22 protein-coding genes, 1 tRNA gene, 1 pseudogene and 1 other annotated feature are annotated in these 25,581 nt (G+C 31.8%); of the genes and pseudogenes, 3 read left to right on the forward strand and 21 right to left on the reverse strand.

Annotated features, from left to right (window positions below):
* Positions 1–327 precede the first annotated feature (327 nt).
* The 8 genes from greA to OZJ21_RS06270 form a co-directional block, all read right to left on the reverse strand.
* The gene (gene greA, locus OZJ21_RS06235) at positions 328–798 is read right to left on the reverse strand and encodes a transcription elongation factor GreA (protein ID WP_003700144.1); all 471 of its coding nucleotides are present in this window, start codon (positions 796–798) and stop codon (positions 328–330) included.
* A 16-nt stretch (positions 799–814) separates the two neighbouring features.
* Positions 815–1,456, reverse strand: a complete 642-nt coding sequence (gene udk / locus OZJ21_RS06240; RefSeq protein ID WP_003700143.1) for a uridine kinase — start codon at positions 1,454–1,456, stop codon at positions 815–817.
* A gap of 22 nt (positions 1,457–1,478) precedes the next feature.
* The gene (mltG, locus tag OZJ21_RS06245; RefSeq protein ID WP_086201536.1) at positions 1,479–2,618 is read right to left on the reverse strand and encodes an endolytic transglycosylase MltG; all 1,140 of its coding nucleotides are present in this window, start codon (positions 2,616–2,618) and stop codon (positions 1,479–1,481) included.
* Positions 2,619–2,770: 152 nt separating this feature from the next.
* Positions 2,771–5,188 carry a phenylalanine--tRNA ligase subunit beta gene (gene pheT / locus OZJ21_RS06250; RefSeq protein WP_268857573.1) on the reverse strand — a complete coding sequence of 806 codons (2,418 nt, stop codon included), beginning with the start codon at positions 5,186–5,188 and terminating at the stop codon, positions 2,771–2,773.
* Between the two features lie 6 nt (positions 5,189–5,194).
* Positions 5,195–6,241: a phenylalanine--tRNA ligase subunit alpha gene (pheS, locus tag OZJ21_RS06255; protein ID WP_003700137.1), complete on the reverse strand. Its 1,047-nt coding sequence runs from the start codon at positions 6,239–6,241 to the stop codon at positions 5,195–5,197.
* Between the two features lie 51 nt (positions 6,242–6,292).
* Positions 6,293–6,522, reverse strand: a binding site (T-box leader).
* Between the two features lie 64 nt (positions 6,523–6,586).
* Positions 6,587–6,934 carry a winged helix-turn-helix transcriptional regulator gene (locus OZJ21_RS06260; protein WP_003704358.1) on the reverse strand — a complete coding sequence of 116 codons (348 nt, stop codon included), beginning with the start codon at positions 6,932–6,934 and terminating at the stop codon, positions 6,587–6,589.
* A gap of 141 nt (positions 6,935–7,075) precedes the next feature.
* On the reverse strand, positions 7,076–7,600 hold the full coding sequence (locus tag OZJ21_RS06265; RefSeq protein ID WP_268857574.1) for an HD domain-containing protein: 525 nt from the start codon (positions 7,598–7,600) through the stop codon (positions 7,076–7,078).
* A 108-nt stretch (positions 7,601–7,708) separates the two neighbouring features.
* Complete coding sequence (locus OZJ21_RS06270) at positions 7,709–8,470, reverse strand: TrmH family RNA methyltransferase (protein ID WP_069469316.1); 762 nt, start codon at positions 8,468–8,470, stop codon at positions 7,709–7,711.
* Positions 8,471–8,607: 137 nt separating this feature from the next.
* Between OZJ21_RS06270 and OZJ21_RS06275 the strand changes: the two genes are divergently transcribed.
* Positions 8,608–9,093, forward strand: coding sequence for a hypothetical protein (locus OZJ21_RS06275; protein WP_242510448.1), 486 nt, complete (start codon positions 8,608–8,610; stop codon positions 9,091–9,093).
* A 296-nt stretch (positions 9,094–9,389) separates the two neighbouring features.
* Positions 9,390–9,477 (forward strand) — tRNA-Ser (locus OZJ21_RS06280).
* Positions 9,478–9,863: 386 nt separating this feature from the next.
* Here OZJ21_RS06280 and recD2 read toward each other — a convergent pair.
* The 4 genes from recD2 to OZJ21_RS06300 form a co-directional block, all read right to left on the reverse strand.
* Complete coding sequence (recD2, locus tag OZJ21_RS06285; protein WP_087448730.1) at positions 9,864–12,338, reverse strand: SF1B family DNA helicase RecD2; 2,475 nt, start codon at positions 12,336–12,338, stop codon at positions 9,864–9,866.
* Positions 12,331–12,999, reverse strand: a complete 669-nt coding sequence (locus OZJ21_RS06290) for a tetratricopeptide repeat protein (protein ID WP_086201531.1) — start codon at positions 12,997–12,999, stop codon at positions 12,331–12,333. Before OZJ21_RS06290 ends, recD2 begins: the two co-directional genes overlap by 8 nt.
* A 15-nt stretch (positions 13,000–13,014) precedes the next feature.
* Complete coding sequence (locus OZJ21_RS06295) at positions 13,015–13,671, reverse strand: histidine phosphatase family protein (RefSeq protein ID WP_087448732.1); 657 nt, start codon at positions 13,669–13,671, stop codon at positions 13,015–13,017.
* Between the two features lie 159 nt (positions 13,672–13,830).
* Entirely contained in the window at positions 13,831–15,045 is a 1,215-nt protein-coding gene (locus tag OZJ21_RS06300) for an ABC transporter permease (protein ID WP_268857575.1), read from the reverse strand.
* 62 nt (positions 15,046–15,107) lie between these two features.
* Here OZJ21_RS06300 and OZJ21_RS06305 point away from each other — a divergent pair.
* Positions 15,108–15,242, forward strand: a pseudogene (locus OZJ21_RS06305) (TetR/AcrR family transcriptional regulator); the annotation flags it as partial.
* A gap of 42 nt (positions 15,243–15,284) precedes the next feature.
* Here OZJ21_RS06305 and OZJ21_RS06310 read toward each other — a convergent pair.
* The 9 genes from OZJ21_RS06310 to OZJ21_RS06350 all read right to left on the reverse strand — a co-directional run bounded on the left by OZJ21_RS06310 (position 15,285) and on the right by OZJ21_RS06350 (position 24,828).
* Entirely contained in the window at positions 15,285–16,688 is a 1,404-nt protein-coding gene (locus OZJ21_RS06310; RefSeq protein WP_081534187.1) for a PTS transporter subunit IIC, read from the reverse strand.
* A gap of 117 nt (positions 16,689–16,805) precedes the next feature.
* Positions 16,806–18,116: an FADH(2)-oxidizing methylenetetrahydrofolate--tRNA-(uracil(54)-C(5))-methyltransferase TrmFO gene (trmFO, locus tag OZJ21_RS06315; RefSeq protein ID WP_268857576.1), complete on the reverse strand. Its 1,311-nt coding sequence runs from the start codon at positions 18,114–18,116 to the stop codon at positions 16,806–16,808.
* Positions 18,117–18,138: 22 nt separating this feature from the next.
* Entirely contained in the window at positions 18,139–20,250 is a 2,112-nt protein-coding gene (gene topA / locus OZJ21_RS06320; protein ID WP_268857577.1) for a type I DNA topoisomerase, read from the reverse strand.
* 187 nt (positions 20,251–20,437) lie between these two features.
* Positions 20,438–21,298: a DNA-processing protein DprA gene (dprA, locus tag OZJ21_RS06325; RefSeq protein WP_223688908.1), complete on the reverse strand. Its 861-nt coding sequence runs from the start codon at positions 21,296–21,298 to the stop codon at positions 20,438–20,440.
* Between the two features lie 64 nt (positions 21,299–21,362).
* Positions 21,363–22,130: a ribonuclease HII gene (locus OZJ21_RS06330; protein WP_003707884.1), complete on the reverse strand. Its 768-nt coding sequence runs from the start codon at positions 22,128–22,130 to the stop codon at positions 21,363–21,365.
* 9 nt (positions 22,131–22,139) lie between these two features.
* Entirely contained in the window at positions 22,140–22,997 is an 858-nt protein-coding gene (ylqF, locus tag OZJ21_RS06335) for a ribosome biogenesis GTPase YlqF (protein WP_268857578.1), read from the reverse strand.
* A gap of 58 nt (positions 22,998–23,055) precedes the next feature.
* Positions 23,056–23,283: a YozE family protein gene (locus OZJ21_RS06340; RefSeq protein ID WP_003703777.1), complete on the reverse strand. Its 228-nt coding sequence runs from the start codon at positions 23,281–23,283 to the stop codon at positions 23,056–23,058.
* 11 nt (positions 23,284–23,294) lie between these two features.
* Entirely contained in the window at positions 23,295–23,894 is a 600-nt protein-coding gene (locus OZJ21_RS06345) for a YpmS family protein (protein WP_268857579.1), read from the reverse strand.
* A gap of 4 nt (positions 23,895–23,898) precedes the next feature.
* Positions 23,899–24,828 (reverse strand): SGNH/GDSL hydrolase family protein, encoded by a 930-nt coding sequence (locus OZJ21_RS06350; RefSeq protein WP_268857580.1) that lies wholly within the window; start codon positions 24,826–24,828, stop codon positions 23,899–23,901.
* Positions 24,829–25,581: the final 753 nt, after the last annotated feature.

Genomic DNA, 25,581 nt, shown 5'->3' on the forward strand with positions numbered 1-25,581 from the left:
ATCATTTTGTATATTAATTTATTTTGCTTCTTTACAATTTATTTATTTTTTATTTCTATTTTCTAGTTTATTCTTTTTAGTACTATTCATACATAACATTCAAAGAAGTATCGGTACTGTAAAAGAAAATTTAATTCTAATGTCACTTAGTATTTTGGTCAGTGTTATTTCTTGCTGGATACTTTCCTTACTATAAGAAAAGTGATAAAGCCCAGAGTATATCAACTAAGATATACCTGGGCTTTATTTTTTCTATATAAAATAAAAATCATAACCATCTACTCAAAATGATAGAGGTTATGATTTTTATAATTCTTTATTCGTTAATTACTTAACATCAATAATTTTTACTTGCATAGTTCCACCTGGTGTGTCGATGGATACTACGTCGCCTAACTTATGTCCAATTAAGCCACTTGCAATTGGAGATTCGTTTGAGATTTTACCTTCAAATGGATCTGCTTCTGCAGCACCTACGATTTGATATGTTTCTGGTTCATCATCATCTTCTTGGAATGTAACTGTCTTACCTACTGCAACTTCATTTTCATCAATTGACTTATTGTCGATAATTTCTGCATGGTTTAGCATATTTTGAATTTCTTTAATTCTAGCTTCCATAAATGCTTGTTCATCTTTTGCAGATTCATATTCTGAGTTTTCAGATAAGTCACCGAATGAACGAGCTATCTTAATACGTTCAATAATTTCTGCACGTTTAGTAGTACGTAATTCTTCTAATTCTTGTTCTAATTTTTCTTTACCTTCTAAAGTCATAGGAAATGTTTTTTCTGCCATTTTATTCACCTCAAAATTATTTTTCTCGTTTTCTTAAAATATCTCTAACTTTAGTAACTAACAAGTCAATAGCAACTTGGTTTTCTCCACCTTCAGGGACAATAATATCAGCATAACGCTTAGTTGGTTCGATAAATTGATGGTACATTGGTTTTACAGTTGATTTATATTGATCAATAACTGATTGCAATGAGCGACCACGTTCTTCGATATCTCTTTGAATACGTCTGATAATACGGATATCGTCGTCAGTATCTACAAAAATTTTAATATCCATCAAGTCTCTCAAAGCCGGATCATTCAATACTAGAATACCTTCTAGAATGATTACTTCCTTAGGCTCAACCTTTTCAACCTCTGAACTTCTAGTATGCTCTGTATAATCATAAATAGGTTTTTCAATGGTTTTCCAATCTAATAAATCTTTTAATTGCTTAACCAACAACTCAGTATCAAATGCATTAGGATGATCGTAGTTTGTCTTTATGCGTTCTTCAAAAGGCATGTCACTTTGATCATTATAGTAAGAATCTTCTTGTAACATCAATAATGAGTGACCATGTAGTTGTTCAAAAATTGCTCGACTAACAGTTGTTTTACCAGAACCTGATCCACCTGTTACACCTATTATTACTGGTTTATTTTCCCTATTTGCCATTATTGTTCTCTCCCTCTACTAATTAATTTTCATATCCATTTGCTTTTTGCAACTTTTTAACATTCTTTTGATGTTCAGCATATGTCTTAGAGAAATATACTTTCTTTGTCTTAATATTCGCTACGAAATATAAATATCCTTTGTCTTTATCAACAGGGTTTAAAACAGCCTTTACAGAATCAATACTTGGATTATTAAATGGTCCTGGGCCTAATCCCTTATTTTTATAGAGATTATATGGAGAATCAACTTCTAAATCATCATATGATACAGTTGATTTACTGTTATTTAAAGCATAATGGATAGCTACATCAGATTGTAACGGCATATCTTGTTCTAAACGATTTTCAAATACTCCGGCAATTTTACCTCTATCATCAGCACTACCATATTCTTTTTCTACTAGCGATGCCAATGTTAAAACTTGTTGAACTGAATATTTTGATTTTGAAATTTTATCAAAATATGGTTTCATTTCCATATTAGTCTTAGCTACCATTTGTTCAACTACTGCTTTCAAATTATCATGCTTTCCAACTGTATATGTTGCGGGATACAAATATCCTTCCAACTTATATTTTGTATCTTTAGCATCAACAGCAGAAGATAGCAATTGCGGATATTTGTTCTTTAACTCATTCAAAAAGTTTGCATCATTCATTAGCTTTAGAAAGTCTTGCTTTTTAAACTTAGTATTCTTTTGAACTACATCAGCAACTTGATCTATACTAGCACCTTCTTTAATTAGAATTGTGCCATTAGAATGGGGATTACTTTGACCACCTTGTTGTAATTTCTTTGCAATTTCATCCAAAGTCATTGACGGACTTAATTGATAATATCCAGCTTTGAAATTACCTACTTTGTTAGTCTTTACATAATAATCAAAAACAATACCACTCTTAATAATATTATTTTTCTCTAAAATATCTCCAATTTGCTTATTGGAACTTCCTATTGGAATCTTCACTTCTACTTTTTTAGTACTATTAGCATTCAATGGTTGTAAAGAAGAATGAATATACTGATATCCCATCACTCCCATCAAAACTACTAATACCACTAAAATTCCAACAATCCATGAAACAATTTTACCAGCTATTCCACGTTGCTTTTTCAATTTTTCAGAACGGCTTGGATAATTCGTATTATCATTTTTCAAGGTTTTTCCTCCTTAGACTATACAGTCTTACTTAATGATTATACTAAAATTAATACGTTTTTTCATCTATATTTAGAATTTTGTCTTATTATTAAACTCTCAAAAAATGTCGTCAAATCTATTCTTGATTCAACGACACTCTGTACTTAATCTTAACGAATTACAGCTTTATAATTTTCTTGTAATTTATTAACTACTTTATCAAATGCTTTATTTACTTCATCATCCGTTAATGTACGTTCTTTATTTTCGAAAGTTAAAGTATAAGCTAAAGACTTGAATCCTAAGTCAATCTTTTCACCAGCATAAACATCAAAGATATTTACAGATGCTAAGTTAGCCCCGCCATTTTCTTTGATTGTTTTAATGATATCACTGTTTTGAATATCTTCAGCAACTAGTAAAGCAATATCACGCTTAATTGTAGGGAATTTAGATACTGGTTCATAAACTTCAGGATCTTTAGAAAGTGCCATAACTTTTTGTAAGTCTAATTCAAATACATAAACTCTATCTAAATTGTATTCTTTAGCTAAAGTTGGATGAACTTCACCAACAAATCCAATAAATTCACCATCAATATAAATATTTGCTGTACGTCCTGGATGCATTTCCTCATGTTCTGCCGTAGCTGTATAAATAACTCTAGAACCTACTCCTACTTTATCCAATAGATTTTGAACAATTCCTTTAATTACATAGAAGTCAACCGGACGTTTCTTATCATGCCAAGTTGCATCTTCAATTAATCCAGTCATAGCTGCAGCAACATGTTCCACTTCTCTTGGTCGTTCTGAATCTTCATCTCTGAAGAATACTCTTCCTTGTTCGTAGAGAGCTACATTTTCAACTTTTCTAGCCTTATTGTATGAAACATCATCTAATAATCCAGAAATTAGGTTCATTCGAACTGTTGTATGATCAGAACTCATTGGAAAATCTAATTCTGTTGACTTCATTGCTGGTTCAAAAGCAAATCTTTCAGCTTTAACTTTAGTTGTGAGCCCATAAGAAATAGCTTGTGTTAATCCAGAAGCCTCAAGAATTGCACGTGTGTTACGAATTACTTGTTGTTCGTAAGTATAGTGCCCTGGAGTAGTTGGACCTACTGGTAAAGTAGCTGGAATATTGTCATAACCATAAATACGTGCTACTTCTTCTATTAAATCTGCAGGAATGCTAATATCCCATCTAAACGGAGGCACATTTACAACAAATTCGCCAGCATTTTCTTCAACCTTAAATCCTAAACGTTCAAAAATATCTGTCACATCAGCAACTGATAAATCTGTTCCTAAGACATTATTTATTTTTTCTAAGGAAATTTCTACTGTAGTATCTTGAACATCTATATCTTGTTCTTGCGCAATTCCAGTAGCTACCTTACCATCGCCTAATTCCGCAATCAAATTAGCAGCATAATCTAATGCTTCTTCGATTGTTCCACGATTAATTCCTCTTTCAAAACGCATTGATGCTTCGGAATGAAGATTTTCACGACGAGAAGTTTTTCTGATGCTTGATGAATCAAACATTGCAGATTCAAGTACTACGGTTGTAGTATTGTCATCAACTTCTGTATTAGCTCCACCCATCACACCAGCTAAAGCAATTGGATCCTTACCGTTAGTAATGACAATATCTCCAGATTGCAATTCACGTTCTTGATCGTCTAGAGTTGTGATTTTTTCTCCTTGTTCAGCTAATCTTACTACTAATTCTTTTGAATTAATCTTGTTGTAATCAAAAGAATGAAGTGGTTGACCATAATCCATCAAAATGTAGTTAGTAACATCAACAACATTATTAATAGGTCTTACACCAGCATTCCATAAGTGTTTTTGTAACCACATAGGACTAGGTTTAACAGTAACGTTATCAATAACTCGCAATTTATAAGCTGGAGCCAATTCTTTATCTGCCTTTACTGTCAAATAGTCTTCAATATGTAATTCATCGTCTTCGTTAACAGTTCCCATTGGTAAAGTCAATTCTCTACCATAAACAGCAGCTACATCTCGTGCAACTCCACGCATACTTAACATATCACCACGGTTAGGTGTTACATCAACATCAATTATATCTTCATCCATTCCTAGATAATTATATACGGGCTCCCCAGGAACAGCAGATTCTGGTAATACATAAATTCCGTCAGCATATGCTTTAGGAACAACACTTTCTGAAAAGCCAATTTCTTGTAAAGCACAAATCATACCATTAGATACTTGACCTCTCATTTTACCGCGCTTAATTTTAACATTCCCGGCAATTCTTGCACCTGAAAGTGCTACGATAACTTTTTGATTAGCAGCAATATTAGGAGCTCCACATATGATTTGAATTGGTTCATCTTCACCTACATCAACTTGACAAATATTTAAGTGATCGGAATCTGGATGCTTTACAACTTCTAAAGTTTTACCGACAACAATCTTTTTTAATCCTTCTTCAAGTCTGTATGTTTCATCCACTTCGACTGCTGTTCTTTCAATTTTTTCAGCTAATTCTTCAACAGCTAAATCATCTACTTTTACATAATCGTTTAACCATTTTGTAGAAACTTTCATTTTATACTATCCCTTCTGTGAAAATTGACTTAAGAAACGAACATCATTTAGATAGAACTCTCTGATATCGTCTACACCATATTTCAACATTGCAAATCTATCTGGTCCTAAACCGAATGCAAATCCACCATAAACATTGGAATCTACTCCTGCCATTTCCAATACGTTAGGATGTACCATTCCAGCACCTAGAACTTCAATCCATCCAGTGTATTTACATACAGAACAACCTTTACCATTACACTTAAAACATGAAACATCAATTTCAGCAGATGGTTCTGTAAATGGGAAATAACTTGGACGCATTCTGATCTCTCTATCTTCACCGAAAATGGTACGTGCGATTAATTGCAAAGTACCCTTTAGATCAGCCATAGTAATATGCTTATCTATAACTAATCCTTCTACTTGATGGAATTGATGAGAATGAGTTGCATCATCAGTATCTCTACGGTAAACCTTACCTGGAGAAATCATTTTAAGTGGTCCCTTGCTAAAGTCATGTTTTTCCATTGTACGAGCTTGGACAGGAGATGTTTGAGTTCTCATTAAAATCTTTTCAGTAATATAGAAAGTATCTTGCATATCACGTGCTGGATGATCTTGAGGTAAGTTAAGCATTTCAAAGTTATAATGATCTTCTTCTACTTCAGGACCATCAACAACTTGGAATCCCATTCCCAAGAATAATTTTTCTATTTGATCAATTATTTGTGTAATAATATGTGTGTTACCTGTAGTTACTGGCACACCTGGTAAAGTTACATCAATTGTTTCTTTTTCCAGCTTTTTAGCCATTTTTATAACTTCAATTTCATCTTTCTTATCAGCCAATGCTTGAGTCAATTCATCTCTGATTGCATTGGCAAACTGTCCCACTTTTGGACGTTCCTCTGCACTCAAATCACGCATTCCACGTAAAACTTCAGTGATTGGACCTTTCTTACCTAACAAACTTACACGAATGTCATTAATTTTCTTTAAGTCTTTTGCTTCTTTTATTTCCGCTAATCCTTGTTCTTTTAGCTCAGCAAGCTTTTCTTTAAGATTCATTGCTATGTTCCTTTCTTTGACTTTTTCAAATAAAAAAGCCCCATCCCTACCAAAAGGGACGAGGCTCGCGGTACCACCCTTGTTTTGTTATACAAAACTGTACAACAACACTCTAATATGCCTTTAACGTAGCATCACCGTTCTATCTTTCAACTTAAATCGTATTCCGATAGCGATTCCGGAAGTGAACTTCAGATAAAAAATATTGAAATTATCTCACCAAAACTAATTTCTCTCTTAAAATATTACTTTATCTTACTCTTTTCCATCTACATCTTTAATATTATGCCTTTTAGTTTAAACTATATTACTGATTTTAGTCAAGGGCTTATCAATGAAATAAAATTAACTATTAGCACAATCTTCGACAGAATACCATTTATCAGACCATTTATGAATATCAGACATGATTTCTTTCAAGTCTTCACCTTGAGGAGTCAATTTATATAAGACACGTGTACTACCTGGTTGTGCCATTCTTTCTACTAAGCCTTCGTCTTCAAGTTCTTTTAGTCTTTCTACCATCACTCTGTCACTACATTTATCAACGCTATCAGCTAAATTTCTGAATCTTTGAGGGCCTTTTTCCAATAAAACTTCAATAATCAAACCGTTCCATTTTCTTCCCAAGATTCCAAAAGTCTTTGTAAATTTAGGACAAAGTGTGTATTTATTTTCAGTATCCACTGGCATAAAGTTCACTCCTTTCAAATATATTTTTGGATCAATACTTTACTAGTCAAATCTAATTTGTTACTAGAAGTAAATAAATCTAACAAAATAACCTTTGCATTATAGCAAAGGCCACTAATACTGCCCTAAGGACATTTTACACTATTTACTTACTTTTTCAAAGTCAAACGCTGTACTATTTTTTCTTCCTCTAAATAGTTTCTCAACTTTTTGTACTAAGTACTCTGAATATTCTGCTGTAGCAGAGTACTTATCTACAATAGTTACAATATAACCTTCTTTATACTTTGGCGGGCACAATGTAGCTCCCCACATGTGTTTAATAATAATATCTTTTTCTAAATCACTTAATTTTGTTAATTTTTCTGCATTTCTAACTGCTATTCTAGGATGAATCCAAGCATGTGTGCCACGATCAAATTTTGTAGTTCTCCAATCATAATAGAACAAATCATGTAATAAACCTGCACGAGCTACAGCTTTAGCATTCCAACCTAATGTCTTAGCAATTCGATAACTTACATAAGAAACAGTTATCACATGCTCTAAACGAGTAGAAAAATGATGTTGGGTATAATTAGCAAGTTTTTGAACTTCTTTAGTTTCCAACAAGCTCCCGACATAACTCATATATTCTTCATCATTACGCCAAATATTATCTTTCATATAGTATCGTTACCTCACTAATTATCTATTCGTACTCTACTACTAGATAATAATACAGATTTTTTATGAAAAATCAATAATTCTTAGCACACCTTAACACTTTTTTATTTATTTCTTCAAAGCAAACATTAATATGCCTGCAGCCACCGCTACATTTAGTGATTCAGCATTAGTTATTGGAATATACAAATTAATTGAAGTCATCTCTAGAATTTCTTTACTTATTCCATTTCCTTCGTTTCCCATAACTAAAGCAAAATCAGTATGTTGTCCGACATTAGTATACTCTCTAGCATGTTCGTTAAGTTCACTTCCAAAAACAGGAACCTTCATATCTTTAAAATGTCTAATCCAACCAGAGAGATTATCATTAATAACTTTAATATGAAATTGACTCCCTTGCATTGCTCTTACGACTTTAGGATTATATAAATCTGCCGACCCTTCTCCTAAGATTACTCCAGAGAAACCAGCAGCATCTGCAGTACGTACCATTGTTCCAATATTTCCTGGATCTTGAACACCATCTAACATTAACCAAGCACCTACGTCCTTTTGAGGATATGTGATTTTTTCTTCTTCAATAGACACAATTCCAAAAATTCCTTGTGGTGTTTGAGTTTCTGAAATACTTTTTGAAACTTCCTCAGAAATCATAATCACCTTAGTTTCATCTGGGATTTCTATTTCATTTAGATGTTCAAATTTAGAAGTTATTAACAATTCTTCAACTTTCTTATTTGCTTTTAGTGCTTCTTTTACTAAATGTAAACCATCAAGAATATACTTATTTTGTTTTTTTCTTCCCTTTTTAGTATTTAATTTCTTCCATTCTTTTACTCTACTATTACTTGTTGATGTTATTTCCAATTATTTACACATCCTCTAATATATTTATCTATTAGATTATAGAATGAATCAATATTGTCGACAAGGTTGTTAAGTTGAAATATTCTAAAAATTATCGTATTATTATCACAATTAATTAATACTAAGGAGTTTTGATGATGCAATTATACAGACTAATTATTGATGGAGCTTTAGTATCTGACGAAAGCGACGAATACATTTATATGATTCATATTTCGTATCCATCATATGCATACTTACCTGATCAAAACATACCTTCGATTCCTGCAAAGTCACCAGCATTACAAACTATTATTAGTCCTGTTCAGTTTAAAATTGAAAATGGTGATTTTTCAGAATTTTTCGTTTACTTAAATATTATTCCTAACAGTTTAATACCTAGACCTCATTTCAAATTAGACCTATTAAAAAATCCGGATAGTTATTCAATCACCAAACATGAAATGAAATTTTATAACAATCCTGATTTCGTTGAGAAGTACGGTCGTCCTCGTTATGATGTCAATCCAATTCCTGTCAATTACGACGTTTCATTGGCAGAAATTTTACCTGAACTAGAACATGACGACTTTTTAGGAAATTATATTAGTATTCGTTGGGAATTAGTTTCTCATAGAAATTAGCTTTTGGCCAGAGAGTATATTCCACCGATAGCTGCAATAAAAATAAGCCCAAGTAACCATATATGTGAAACTAGCCATACGAAAAGTGCAATACAGAATATCCAATAAAATAATTTCCCTGCAACTTTTAAAATCTTCCATGCTATCCATATACCAAATATTAAAAATAGAATTCCCATGTATAAACACCTCTTTGAGAAGATTATATCATTTTATTTTTGACTTTATTGATAATTTTTCTTAAAATTGATAAGTATTGCTTAAATAATAATTTTTTGCTATACTATTCCTGTTGTGGAGAGTTGGCAGAGTGGTAATGCACCGGACTCGAAATCCGGCGAGCCAGTTTATACTGGTGCGCAGGTTCAAATCCTGTACTCTCCTTTTTATGAACAATATTTAAATAATTTTAAAAACACTTATAAACCTTGTCTTAATAACGTTTGTAAGTGTTTTTTTAGTTTTCATATGTTTTAGTACATTTTAAAAAAGTCTGCACGCATTTTGCACACATATTATTTATTTTATAAGATAAAAGAGCCTGCCAATAAGGCAGACCCTACATTCTTTATAAGATATTAGATACTTTCATTACATCATATTATAATACAATGTGTTTGCAGCATTAAATAATTGACTAAAAAGTCTCAAAACTTAAAAATTGTTAGAAACTACGTCACTAACCTCGCTAATTTCTAGCAGTTTTTGGTGCTACTATTTTCTAAAACTCATCTGAAAATCTAGGCTTTTAGCATTTTGAACAATATTTATTATCTCATAAAATCATACGGTGTTATATCATCCATACCTATCATTGCATCAACTTTGTTATTAACAATAATATCCATGGTCAATATACCATCATTATAAATGAACGGTTTATCCTGTTCTTCAACAATGGGATCTTGTTCTTTGTCATTATTTACGGCAACTTCTTCATTATCAGTTTTTTCTACTGGTTTTCCTTCTACTCCGAATTCCATTCTTATACGTTTCAATAATCCAGTCTTTCTATTGAGAGAGATAATCTCTGCACTTTGTCTAAATGAAGAAACATTCCCTAAAAGAACTAATTTTTGCTTAGCTCTAGTTATGCCTGTATATAACAAATTTCTAGCAAACATCCTTTGATATTGTGGCAACATTGCTAATACTACAATTGGAAACTCACTACCTTGGGATTTATGGATGGACATACAATAAGCCAACGTCAAATTAATCCAATCCTTTTTATCAAAAGTCACTTCATTTCCATCGAAGTCTGCTATTATCTGTTCACCCTTTTTATCTTTTTTAGTTTTAGGTATATTTATTCCCACAATCTTTCCAATATCACCATTGAAGACGTTGTTTTCAGGATCATTCACTAAATGAAGAACTCTATCTCCAATTCTAAATACTTGCTCATTGAAAATAACTTCTTTTTGTCGAGGTTTAGCTGGATTCAATAATTCTTGTAAAATAGTATTTAACTTATTAATTCCTGCATTACCACGATACATTGGAGCTAATACTTGAATATCATCTTTACTATTTCCCTTATTCAAGGCAGCTTTTACCACTTGCTCAACCGCAGAAGTTAATTGCCCAGCTTCACATGGAATAAATGCTCTGTCAGATTGTGCTTTAGTGAAGTCTACCGGCAGTTCTCCATTTTTTATTGAATGTGCCAAATTAATTATTGAGGAACCTTCACCTTGTCTATAGATTTTCGTTAATTCTTTTTTAGGTAAGGTATCACTAACTAATAAATCAGAAAATACTTGTCCTGGTTGTACTGATGGAAGTTGATTTCTATCTCCCACAAAAATAACTTGCATATGACTAGGAATACTATTTAACAATAAATCCATGATAAGTGTATCTACCATAGATGTTTCATCGACAATTAACAATGCACCTTCAAGTTCTTGAATATCTTCAGGTAACTTATCATCATGAGCATTTATTCCTAACATTCTATGAATTGTAGAAGCTGGTAATCCCGTCGATTCTGCCATTCTTTTAGCAGCTCGTCCCGTTGGTGCAGCTAACAATATTGGAAATGGATTATCTTTATCGTACTTACCAATATCTAAATCTATGTCGTTTAATAAAGCATATACTGCAACAATTCCATTAATAATTGTTGTCTTACCAGTACCTGGACCACCTGTTAACAGAAAAACTGGTGATTTAATTGCATCTTTTATCGCCCTTTTTTGTTCACTATCATAATCTATTCCCAATTGATCCTCAGCTTTTATTAAGAGTTTATCTAATAACGCATCATTATTTGGTAAATCACTGTTGCCCGATCTCAATAGTCGATATAAATTCTCTGCTATATTCCACTCAGCATTGAAAAAGGTCCTACTGTATACTTTATTATCATCAGACTTAATTTTATCTTCTTCAGCAAGCTTAATTAACTGATCTGCAACTAATTGTGGATCAATTGCTTCATTGCGATTACTTTCAAGAAGCTTTAAGGTTTCAGTTACTAAGGGTTTTAACTCAACATAAGTATCTCCTGTAGCATAAGTCAGATCATATAATGATTGAAAAATAGCTCCACGAATTCTACCAGGGGAATCACTAGCAAAGCCAAATTGTTGTGCTATTTGATCTGCTTTAGTAAAACTAATTCCGTCAATATCTACGGATAACCTGTATGGATCTTCATGGATTATTTCCAAGGTACTATTTGTATAGTTATTATAAATCCTTCCAGCCATTGTACTAGTAAAACCTAAACTATTAAGTTCAATTATGATTTTATCAATTCCATAATTTTCCTTTAAAACTTTTTTTATACTATCCTTTTGCTTTTCAGATAATCCAAGTTCTTCTAATTTATCCATATCATTGTTTAAAACGTCAATAGCATCTATACCTAATTTTTTTACTATTTTTTCAGCTGTCTTTTTACCTATACCAACAAACTCATCACTCGAAAGATATGCAATTACACCATCTTTTGTAGAAGGTAATTCTATTTGGTAACTTTCAGCTTGGAATTGTTTTCCATAACGTTGATGCTCTACAACATTTCCCTCAAATCGATATAAAGAATCTGTTTGGATATTAGCAAAACTTCCAGTAACGGTTATTTTCTGATCATCCCAGTCGAAATTAGTTTCTTTAATCAAGATTTGTAAAACTTTATAAAAACTATCAGAAGCCTCGAAATAGACAGCATTTACTGTTCCTATAAGATACTTACCATTACTTTCTTGGTCAAAAAGATCTAATTCCTCACTCATCAGATTTTCCTTTCTTTTGCGTCATTAAGAAACGTTGAACATCTGCCAAACGTTGTTGCATTTTTTTGTAATATTCATCATCCAAATTCTTAACTCGATTAAAATACTTATCTGCTTCTCCTGACAAACTAAGTTCTATTACTCCTAATTGAAACAATACTTCTACACTATCTTTGTCATATTCTAAAGCCTTTAAATAGTATTTTCTTGCATTAATCAAATCACCTGTAGCCATAAAACATGATGCTAATAAAGAAATCGCATCTACATTATGTTTTGTATTTTCAGAAACTGTTAATGCATACATCATAGCTTGAGGATAATTTTCTTGAGCGTAATATGCCTGTGCCATCATTAACATTGAATCTTGTTTTAACTTTTCAGATTGAACTTTCTTAAACTCCACTATAGCTTTATCATACATCGAATTAGTATAATATACATTTCCCAATCCATAATGCATAAGTGATAATTTTTCTTTGCTATTAACAAATATATTCAATGCTTTCTTAAATAGTTCTTCTGCTTGTTCAGAAGAATGAGCATCATTAAGAGCTACTCCTAAATTATAATACGCTTGCGCATCATAAGGATTATTATCTATTTTCTGTATAAGATCTTTAATTAATTCTTCAGCCTTATTTTTAATGTTTTTATCCACTATTTCACCACCACTTTATACTACATCAGTTGCATCTAAATCTCTCTTTAGATAATCAGTTTTATTCCACACTATGCATTTAAATTTTTGGTTGTCATCTATAGTTTGTAAAATCGTTGTACTTGTATTAGCCAATCCACCCTTTGCACGAATCTTTTCTAACGGTATTCCCTGGAGATAACGAATTTCAGCACATAAAGCAGCACCATGACTAACAATTAAAATATCGTCATTAGGATATCTTTTAACTATATCTCTAATTTTCGGAGTCATTCTTGCAAATAATTCAGGAAACGATTCTCCTTCTATTGCTGCTGGATCATATTTATCAGGATGATTTCTAAAAGCATCTAATTCAGCTGGATATTTTTCTGCCACTTCAGTAAATTTCATCCCCTCCATCTTACCTAAATTAAACTCAGAAAATGCAGCGTCTGCTTCTAAACGTACGTTATAAGGTAGGTTTTCTTTTATTTTTTGAGCAGTTACTAATGCTCTTTTTATTGGACTAGAGTATATTTTTGCAAAACGATATATTTTTAAATACTCTGACAATTGCTTTATTTCTTCTAAACTTTGAGGTAATAATGGCGAATCTCCATGTGCCCCTTGGTATCTACCTTCTAAATTCCATTCTGTTTTTCCATGGCGTACAAAAAAAAGTCTTGTCATACTAACCTCACCTTTATTTTTAATAATTAAAATAACTTCAAAATAATAATAAAAACTAATTCAAGTTTACTCGTATTCTCCATAATCTACAAGTAAGTTATTGATTTTAATATATAAAAAAACAGTTGAAGCAAATCCAACTGTTCTGTAGTTAACTATCTACACTATTTCCTTTCGGGTATACAAAATTCCTCCTAATAACATCGCCAATATCCCTATACCAGTTAAAATAGCAAATGACATCAAATCAAATTTTTCCATTGGCATTTTAGCAAGTACGTTGAATAACGAAGTATGCGTCATCCACTTAGGTAAATCAAGCAGTACCGCAAAGTATGTTACACAAAAACTATACCCTAATAATCCATAAACTAACCAACCAACAAATATAGGCAAACTCAAGCTTAGTAACATTAGTCCAACAAATAAACAAACTAATGGCCATTGATTTAACGATGCTTTAATACAAGTTGTAATAAATTTTCCATTATTAGCCTGCATTGATGAAGTAGCTGCTATCCCTAAACAAAATCCATTCATTAGTATAGCTAAAGTCCCAAAAAATAAAGATAAAATCAAACTAGAATAGTAAACTTTCAACCTACTTACTCGCTGCACTAAAAGATAACCTAACCGTTCTTTATTTGTCTCAAACTGCACTTTATGAACAACTACTAGTGGCATCACTAAACCAATTGCTGTCGCTACCACCATAATTAAAGAAGTAAATGAATTAATCGATGTTGTAGAACTATTAGCAAACATTTGACTAATTAATTTATTACTGCTGACAAATGTATCAATATCTCCATAAATTGAACCATACATTAATGCAATTACACCATCAGCTAGTAACCAAGAAATAATAGTAGATCTATTTAAGTAAAAGAAAAATCCTAGTGGTGTAGCTAGCCATTTACTAGCTTTAGTTTTACCCTTTTTTGGAGCAATTGTACTAGATCCTAAATCTCGTGAACTTTCAAGCACCAAACCAATACTAAATACAACTAAAATTAATAAGAATAATCCTATCAAATAATACCAATCATTTTGATAAAAAGGATGACCTAAATAAGTCCAAGCTAGTGGATTAAACTTAGATAATGTCAAATTACTAACATCAGTACCTGCTCTAAGTACATATAATATTCCCACTATACTAAAGAAAATTCCACGTGTTTGTGAGCTTGTAGCAAAGATTTGAGCACAAAGATAAGCTATTGATGCACCTAACAAACTAGCTAATCCTAATGAACATGCAAAATACAAACTACCTTTAAGATCTATAGAACTAACATTGTAAGATACTAAAATTCCACTAACTAAAATAATTGTTAAAACTGTATGTAAAAGTACCAATAAATTTGTTGCCATACTAGAGGCTTGCGAACCAATATGCAACGAATTCAATATTTCTAATTTCCCGTTTTCTTCCATATACTCAAGCGATGGTTAACGGCTTTTCCCAACCTGAAATATATCAACAAGCCCTCCCTTTTACTAAAGAATGGACTGAAGTACTGTTAAAAGGCATCGCTCCAAATCCTAATATAATTATGAAAGATAAATAAAAATTACCCAGGCTTTAAAAATCTGAGTAATTTTTATTTATATTAATTTATATTTTTCTCTGACATTTTTCTTAGATAGCTCCATATCTGACTTCTATATCTTCTAAGTAAAAATAATAATACGAGATAAGTTACTAAGCATAACCCTATCCAAAATGGATTTTGTGAAATAAATGCCGCAAATACCACTGCATTTAATGGTCTGGCCATTAGATTAAAACTTGTAATCAAAACTACACCAGTTGGAATTGTAGCACCATAATTTGATACTGCTTCTGTATAAACTGAACCTAACCAACTTGATGCATATAATCCTAAACTAAACCAAATAATTCCATTTGCAATTATTTTTAAGATATTACCTCTAGTTATTGCAACTATTGACTCAACCATGAAAGGTAAAGCTATTAAATCTACTACTGGTAATGTCCTATTACCTGGTAATACAAATGCTAGTAGTACCATAATTGGAATCAATATCATCCCAGATATTATAGTAGCTGGTTCTCCATAACCTACGCCATCATCAATACCTAAGAACCATCTCTTAGGGTGTGTTTTCTCTTTCATTTCCTCTTTTTGTCTACTATCAATCGCATCAGCCAAAGGAATAAATGCTTTAGCGAAAACGTCTGTAATTAATGGAAAGATTGTCATAACGGCAGCAAGTTGAATTGCAAACTTTAATATCTCTCCCCAAGCATCTATATCCGTTAAATTGTTTAAATTACCTAAAATTCCTATAATTATTCCTAATATTACCCCTAAACTCGTTGGCTCCCCAAACACTCCTAATCTATCCTTGAAAACTTTCGGAGTTAACTTCACCTTATTAAATCCCAACAAGTTCCATAAAGGATCCAGCAAAATTGCAGGAATAGTCTGTTCTATGTTATGCAATGAAGCTACTGTTGCATTCTTTATTTCAAAATATTCCGACCATCTATCAGCTTGAATTTCTGCAATTACCAAAGTATACAGTAACATGAAAAAAGATAGGCTTAATGATAACCAAAAATTGTGAGTTACATAGTAAGCTAAAGTTCCCCAAATCATAAATCCAAAATTATTCCATAAATTAGATGCCATAAAAACCTTAGTGATACCCAACGCAAAAATAATTAATTCAAAAATTAAGCCAAATACAAAGAAAGTTATTCCTACAGATGAGCCAAAACTCGCTAAAGAGCCAGCTTGCCATCCTATATCGACCACTGGTAACTTAATTCCAGTATTATTGACCATTTGCCTTACAATCTTGGTTACAATTGGTGTGAATTCAGCAATAACCCAGTTGAACCCTGTTAAGCCAACACCTGCATAAAAAGCACTCATTATAGATTTGGAAAATTTAACATGTAAAAATAGAGCAATAATGAAAATTATTATTGGTACTATGATGCTGGCACCAAAAATAGTGAAAAAATTATTCAATGTTTCTAACATTTGCTTTTGTCATCCTCTTTTTATTAAATAAATTACCGTAACCGAATTCTTTTATATTATATATGATATTAATACAATAAAAAAGCCATTAGACTTATCATCTAATAGCTTAATAAATTAATCGAAATTTAAATTTTTAAATTTCTTGATCCTATCAATGGCTCTCTCCGAAATTTTCAAATTACGTTCTTGTTTATTTCTAATTCTCTCTTGTAATTTTGGTACAATTCCAAAGTTTGCATTAATAGGTTGGAAATTCTTCACAGAGGCATGTGTAATATAGTGAGCCATTGCTCCCATCATCGTTTCTTCAGGAAAAATAACTGGATCTTTTCCTTGAGCAATTCTAGCAGCATTCAAGCCTGCATATAATCCACTAGCAGCACTTTCAACATAACCTTCTACACCTGTCATTTGACCAGCGAAGAACAAATCTGGGCGTTTCTTTGTTTGATATGTTGCTTGCATAACTTTTGGAGAACATAAGAATGTGTTGCGATGCATTACACCATATCTTACAAAACGTGCATTTTCTAAACCTGGAATCATAGAAAATACCCTCTTTTGTTCGCCCCATTTCAAATGAGTTTGGAAACCAACAATATTGTATAGATCTCCAGCAGCGTTATCTTGACGCAATTGAACTACTGCAAAAGGTTCTTTTCCTGTTCGTGGATCCTCTAATCCAACTGGCTTTAAAGGACCATACAACATCGTTTGTGCACCACGAGAAGCAATTTCTTCAATTGGCATACATCCTTCAAAGAATTTATCGTCTTCGAAGTCATGTAATTCTGCTGTTTCTGCTTTAATTAACTCATTGTAAAAATTATAAAATTCATCCTTAGTCATAGGTGCATTTAGATAAGCAGCTTCGCCCTTATCATAACGAGACTTCAAATAAACTTTATCCATATCTAAAGAAGATTTTTCTAAAATAGGAGCAGCAGCATCGAAGAAGAACAATCCATCGCTACCAGTAAATTTAGTAATATCCTTAGCTAAAGCATCAGATGTAAGTGGACCTGTAGCAATTACAGTTAATCCCTCTGGTATCTCATCAATTTCTTCATTTATAATCTCAACATTTGGATGATTGTGTAACTTTTCTGTTACTTCTTTCGAAAAAGTTTCACGGTCAACAGCAAGCGCACCACCAGCTGGTACAGAATGCTTATCTGCAGACTCCATAATAATAGAATTGAAAGTTCGCATTTCTTCTTTAAGCAAACCAGCAGCATTGGTTAAACGATTTGCTCTTAAAGAATTGGTACATACTAATTCTGCGAAATTTTCAGTATGATGTGCTGGAGTTAATTTTTGTGGTCTCATTTCATATAATCTTACCTTAACTCCTTGATTTGCAATTTGCCATGCAGCTTCACTTCCTGCAAGGCCAGCACCGATAACATTTACACTTGCTGTCATATTTTCATCTCCTTAATGCTTTTTAATTATTTTGAATTGCTTCTTCATAATCACAATTACTACATTTAACTTGCATGCCCTTCTTAGTTTTCTTTTCTACTAAGTAATGACTGCATTTTGGACAATCACGTCCAATTGGTTTATCCCAAGAAACAAAGTCACAATCTGGGTACAATGAGCAACCATAGAAGACTCTATTTTTCTTAGATTTGCGTTCGATAATTTGACCTTTATGGCATTTAGGACAAACTACGCCTATTTCCTTAACTATCGCCTTAGTATTTCGACAATCTGGGAAACGACTGCAGGCATAGAATTTACCATAACGACCTAGTTTAATGACCATTGGAGCACCACAAATTTCACAATCAATTCCTGCTGGCTCATCTTTGATCTTAATCTTATCCATCTTTACTTGAGCATTGTCAACTTCCTTAGAAAAAGGTTGGTAGAATTCGTCTATAATTCTAACCCATTCTTCTTTTCCTTCTTCAACATCATCTAATTGATCTTCCAAATGAGCTGTAAAATCAACATTTAAAATATCAGGGAAACATTCTTCAATCATGGAATTAACAATTTCGCCTAGTTCAGTTGGTTCAAACTTACGTGAAACTAACTTCACGTAATAACGCTTTTGAATTGTACTTAAAGTAGGTGCATAAGTAGATGGTCGACCTACACCATTTTCTTCTAAAGTACGAATTAAAGTAGCTTCAGAATAGCGAGCTGGTGGTAAAGTAAAATGTTGATTTGGTTGATTTTGAACCATGTCAACCTCATCGCCAACCTTCAATTCTGGCAATAAGTTATCTTTACTTGTTGCTGCTTTATATACCTTAATAAATCCAGGGAATTTCATCTTAGAACCATTTGCACGATATTGAACTCCATTTTGTTCTATATCTACACGCATAGTATCAAAAACGGCTGGTGTCATCTGACTTGCTACGAATCTTGACCAAATCAATGTATATAGTTTTAATTGATCCTTATCTAAATACTTAGCCATCTTTTCAGGTGTACGTTCAACTGATGATGGTCGAATAGCTTCGTGAGCATCCTGTGCATTTTCAGATAATTTACCCTGACGTGGTTTAGAAGCAGCATATTCTTCACCATAATTTTCATGTAAAAAGACAGCTGCTTCATGCTTAGCAACACTCGAAATTCGAGTAGAGTCAGTACGCATGTAAGTAATTAAACCTACAGCTCCACCTCGTCCAATATTAATACCTTCATATAATTGTTGTGCAACCATCATTGTTTTTTGAGTTTTAAACTTCAAATTATTGTTAGCAGTTTGTTGCATTGTTGAAGTTGTAAATGGTAATGGTGGCATTCTTTTACGTTCTTTTTGTTCAATATTAATAACGTTGAAAGGTTTATCTTTATCAATCTTTTCAATGACTTCTTTAACATCTTTCTCGTTAGATAATTTTTTCTTCTTATTATCTACACCCCAGAAGTCAGCTTCAAATTTAGTTCTACCTTTTTTAAACTTAGCATCAATAGTCCAATATTCTTCAGGTTTAAAGTCTCGAATCTCTTTTTCACGTTGGATAATTAAATTCAATGCTATTGATTGTACACGTCCAGCAGAAAGGCCCTTCTTTATCTTTGACCACAACAATGGTGAAATTGAGTAACCAACAAGCCTATCTAACACACGTCTAGCCTGTTGTGCATCTACCAAATTCATATCAATTGAACGTGGTGATTTAAATGCATTCTTTACAGCATCTTTGGTTATTTCATTAAACACAACGCGATTTTTATCTTCCGGGTTCAATCCTAAAAGATATGATAAATGCCAAGCAATAGCTTCTCCTTCACGGTCCGGATCGGCTGCTAGATAAACATGACTAGCTTTTTTTGCTTCTTTTCTAAGTTCTTTTATAACATCACCTTTACCACGAATAGAGATATAATGTGGTTCATATCCATTCTCAACATCAATCCCCATCTTACTCTTAGGTAAATCTCGAATATGACCTAAACTGGCCATAACCTTATAGTTTGATCCTAAATACTTTTCAATTGTTTTCGCTTTGGAGGGCGATTCTACTATTACTAAATTTTTCTTTCGTGTTCTTTTCGTTGTCTTTTTCTTTGGTTTCTGAGTAGTAGGCATTAACCCAGCTCCTTTGTCATTAATTAACTTATTCAAAATTTTTTAATCAAGATAACTTTAACATTACTAAGCTAAAATGTCATCTTTAAAATTAAGCCTATACTTTCTCTGCTTAAAAATTCAAATATTATCCTATACTAGATATTCAAATTATGCAAGCGGAATTATTTCAGAAACCATATCTTAGCTATATTTTAAATTCCTCTAAAATATCTTCTGCCCTTAAAATTGGTTTAGCTCCTTCCAAAATTAACTCATTACATCCTTCTGATAATATTGAATTAATATTTCCCGGAACTGCTAAAATATTCCGATTTTCTTGTAGTGCCATATTAGCAGTTATTAAGCTACCACTTTGTCTCCTAGCTTCAACAACTAGTAATGATTGACATAAACCTGAAATTATCCTATTTCGAGCTGGAAAATGAAAACGTAAGGGCTTTTGCCCCAATGCATATTCACTTAAAACTATCCCTTCTTTTTCCATATTGGCTTGTAACTCAAAATTTTCACGTGGATATGTCCTGTCTAGTCCCGTTCCAATGACACCTATCGTTTTTCCTTTCTCTGATAATGTTATCTTATGTGCCAAACTATCTATTCCCTTCGCTAAACCGCTAACTGTTGCAATACCTTCATCTAAAATATCTGGTAGCAATTTCTTTAATACTTCTTTCGCATATGGCGAATGCTTTCTTGCCCCAACAATCGCTAACGTAGGAGCATTTAAAAGTGAAAAATTTCCATTATAAAAAAATACTAATGGTGGATTGTATATTTCTTTTAATAAAACGGGATAATCTTCATCAAAAATTGTACATATTCCACCATAATTTTTATTTTCTTCTACTTCTTTAGTTAAACCATCACTAAGAAAATAAGCCATATACTTTCCAATTTTCTTTTCACTAAGTTTCAATAACTTGATAAATTCTTCTTCTGTAGGTAATTTTTGTATTTCGTTCATAAAATATGCAACGTTTTTTACCGAACCACCATAGTATTGACTACAAATATGTGCTCTTATTAAAAAATCTCTTAATTCCATAAAAAAACCTCATTTCTACTGCAATCTATCTAATAAGATACGTAGAAATAAGGTTTTCTTTGTATTATTTTAATAAGATTTTTTTGACTGGTTCAAAACTTTGTCTGTGAATTGGAGTAACTCCTTTATTTTCAAGGCCTTCCAAATGTTGCTTAGTTCCATAACCATCATTTTTTTCAAAACCATATCCTGGATAAATACGTGCGTAAAATTGCATCAAATGATCTCTGGTAACTTTAGCAACAATGCTTGCGGCAGCAACAGATGCACTTTTAGCATCGCCCTTTATTAACCGTAATTGGGGAATCTTTGTATCAATTGTCATTGCATCAACAATTATCTTTTGTGGTGTAATGTTTAAACTTTCTATCGCTTGTTTCATTGCTAAACGTGTAGCTTCATAGATATTTACTTCATCAATTAAATTATTATCAGATAAGCCTACACTTACAGCAACTGCCTTTTCTAATATTTTTTTATATAATTCTTCTCGCTTTTTTTCACTTAATTGCTTTGAATCGTTAACTTCAAAAACATCAAAATCATGTGGCAAAATAACCGCTGCAGTTACAACGGGACCTGCCAACGGACCTCGACCAACTTCATCCACACCAGCGATATATTCGATACCCTTATCCCATAAATCACGCTCAATTTTCAATCTATTTTGAAATTCTAATTTTTCATTTTCAATTTTCTTTAATCTTTTTTCATAAGATTTAATTGCTAATTGCACACCTTTACGCTCATCTAACTTCAATTCTGCTAATTGCTCACTTGAGATTTCTTCAGTTAGCATCTTTTTTATTTGAGCTATTGTTAACTTTTCCATTTACTTCCTCTAATTTTCTGGACTAGCATCTACTAGCGGCTTGTCCAAAGTATATCTGCCCAATTTACCTTTACGAATTTCAAAAATTAATCTTTCACTAGCTCTATCATAGTCTTCTTTAAATCCCATGTTTCTTGTAATAGCTAATAAAGTCTCAACAGTTGTATCTTCTAATTCTGATTGTGTTAATCTATATCTTTGAGCAAGTGCATCTGGATTTGTATGGATAAAATGTTCTACCGCATATAAAGCAACATCATCTTTTGCATATAATGTATCTTTTATTGCACCAGTTAATGCTAATTTTTTCCCTACTAAAGGATCCTCAAATTTAGGCCATAATATTCCTGGTGTATCTAATAATTGCAAATCTTTTCCAGCTTTAAGCCATTGTTGAGCCTTAGTAACTCCTGGACGATTACCAGTTTGTGCAACATTCTTTTTTACTAGGTGATTTAATAAAGTTGACTTGCCAACATTAGGAATTCCAATACACATCGCGCGTAATTTTTGGTTTTGAATTCCCTTTTCTTTTCTGCTTTGAAGCTTATCTGCAAGAATTTCCTTAATCTTCTTTTCAATTATCTTCAAATTACCACTGTTACTATTAACAGCTATTGCAGGTTGTCCCATACTTTCATAATAGTTAATCCATCTTTTTGTTTCAGCAGGATCAGCTAAATCCATTTTAGTTAATACAATAATACTAGGTTTATCTTGTAAAACTTCAGCTAATTGTGGATTACGCGATGATTCTGGTAGTCGTGCATCTACCAATTCAAGTACGATATCTACAGATTTTAAGTTTTCTTTTACCTGACGTAAAGCTTTCGCCATATGTCCAGGAAACCATTGTATAATCGCCATTATATATCATGTCCTTTCATTAAAATACTAGTCTAATTCATATTAACATACTTTTTCTCTAACTCATAAATTCTTCATACTTGGTCCAAGCATTGTCAAAAATCACCATACTTGGTAAATATGTTCCATTCAATTCTAAATATTGCGATAATGAATCATAGTCATCTGCTTGTTTTGGAAAGCTTTGATCATAAAATGCATTATTAGCAAATTGTGCAATTTCATCTGTACTATCTGGATTTCTTTCAGTCATTAGGAATTGATAAAAACTTTGTCTCTTACTCATAAAAACACCTCTCATTTCAATGGAACTTTTACATTAAATTTAAATTCATCATTTACTAAATCTAACTTAGTACCCTTAACTAAAACATCTTGTTTCTTAGTTAATTGATTTAAATCCAAAGTTATAGTTTTTGCTTTTGGATCAATAATTGCCACTTTCCCTAGGTCGTAATTATTTTTCACATATTTCAATATAAATCCAGCTGGAGCGTTTAATGAACCAATGGCCACTGATTTAACTTTTAATAAAATATTCCCATTCTTATCTAAGGTAGGTTTTGTATATAATGTAAATGACACATTTTTCCCTAAAATCTTAGTTGTTCCCATCATAATTGCAGATTTATCTACCAAAAAACGATATTTAATCTTACCTTTTTTCTGATTTTTCCGTAGATAATAATTGATTGTCGCATTAGCTTGTTTCTTATCCAATGTAACATCAACACTTGTATACTTTTGCTTAGAATTCTTATCTGAAACTTTAGCTATATTAGTTTGCTCTTTTGTTTGTGAAGTTATTTTTGTTGCGAGATAACAACCACTTATAAATAAAATTCCCACTAATACAAAAAAAGCCCATTTCCAATAATTTACCTTTTTCTCTTCCATTCTATTATTTCACCAACCATGTATTTTTATGTCTATTCATTTCATCAAATAACTTATTTGTCATATACTTATATCCTTTTAAATTAGGATGAAAATGATCATCTTCAGATAAATAGTCATTCTTTTCTTTTGTATTTGATAAAATATTTTCTAATTGTTTACCTGATTTTTTATCTAAATCTGTTTCTGATTTTTTCACCAAATCTTCTTTAGGTAAATTTACATATTGCCCCATTGAAAGTTGTCTATTTATATCAATAAAATATACTTTGTTTTCTTCCAATGTAACTTGTCTAGCAATTTTGTTCCATTTATTAGTATAATCTTGCATCTGCGTAATATTAGGAAAATATACGTAAAATGGATTATATACACTAAACAAAAATATTGGTGCTTTCTTGTTTAAACTTCTAACTTTCCCTATTAAATTCTGTAAATTACTTTGATAATTCTTTGCTGATTTTTCTACAACTGGTTGCATCTTATCATCTGCCATTGAAGAAAAATTTTTCTCCATAACCTGCATTAGATCATTACCACCAACTGTCATTGTAATCACATCAGCGTTTTTGATGTCTTTTTGGATATTCTTCTTCGTTAAAAGTCTTGCTAATATTTGATCACTTCTATCTCCGGTTTTGCCATAATTTTTGGTAACTACTTTTATAGATTCTTTCTTTTCTATTTTTTCTTTAATAAGATGTACATATCCACCCTTATTAGTTTGATCTCCAACTCCGTACGTTAAAGAATCTCCCAATCCTACAAGTTTAATTTTAGAAACTTTTACAGCCTTAACATTTTTTCTAGTCCTCTTTAGCTGAACTTCATTACTTTTGCTTATATTTTTCTTACTATTAATAGTAGTTAAAGTAATAGCTCCGATTAAAATTGCAACCAATGACCACAACAATACTATTTTTTTATAATTCATTTTGATTACCTCTAGAAACTAAAATATCTATGTTACAATAAAAGATACATACATCGTAAATTATAACAAAATTTTATAGGTGATACTAATGCAAAATTTTAATAATAAACATCCCTTAATTACTATAATTAGTAGCTCTATTCTTTTAGGATTATCCTTAATTTCTTCAATGTTATTACTAATCATCACTCTAATTAAGTTCTCTCGAACTACTAATTATGCGATGATTACATCTTTAGCTCTCATATTAGCTACACTTTTTATTTACTCATCATTTGAAATTGTTAGTATATCTCTTAAATTAACCGGGGCTGCCAAAGTTATGGATATAATTTCATCATGCTTACTCTATTTATATACAACTACTATTTACATAGCTGTATTTATTGGATTCCACCTATCTGTTCTTGGTTGGATTGGGTTTGGATTAAGCTTAGCTCTACTAGTATTTAATGTTCTATTTACTTGTTTATGTTATCATCAACAAAAAATACTTTTTTCAGTTACTAATATATTATTTTTTATATATAGTTTACTTTCTTTACTTAATCTGAGAATTAGTACTTTATCAGCTATACTATCCATAATAGTTCTAATCTCATTTAATGTGATTATTATTATACGCCAATTTGAATATACCAAACTTTTAGAAACAATCTTATTTACTTTTGCTACTACTTCATGGTTAATAACACTATTAATTTTTTAAACAAAAAGCGCCAACAAGATGTATATCTTTTATTGATATATTAT

The sequence above is a fragment of the Ligilactobacillus sp. UO.C109 genome (assembly GCF_026847815.1).
Classification (GTDB): domain Bacteria; phylum Bacillota; class Bacilli; order Lactobacillales; family Lactobacillaceae; genus Ligilactobacillus; species Ligilactobacillus salivarius.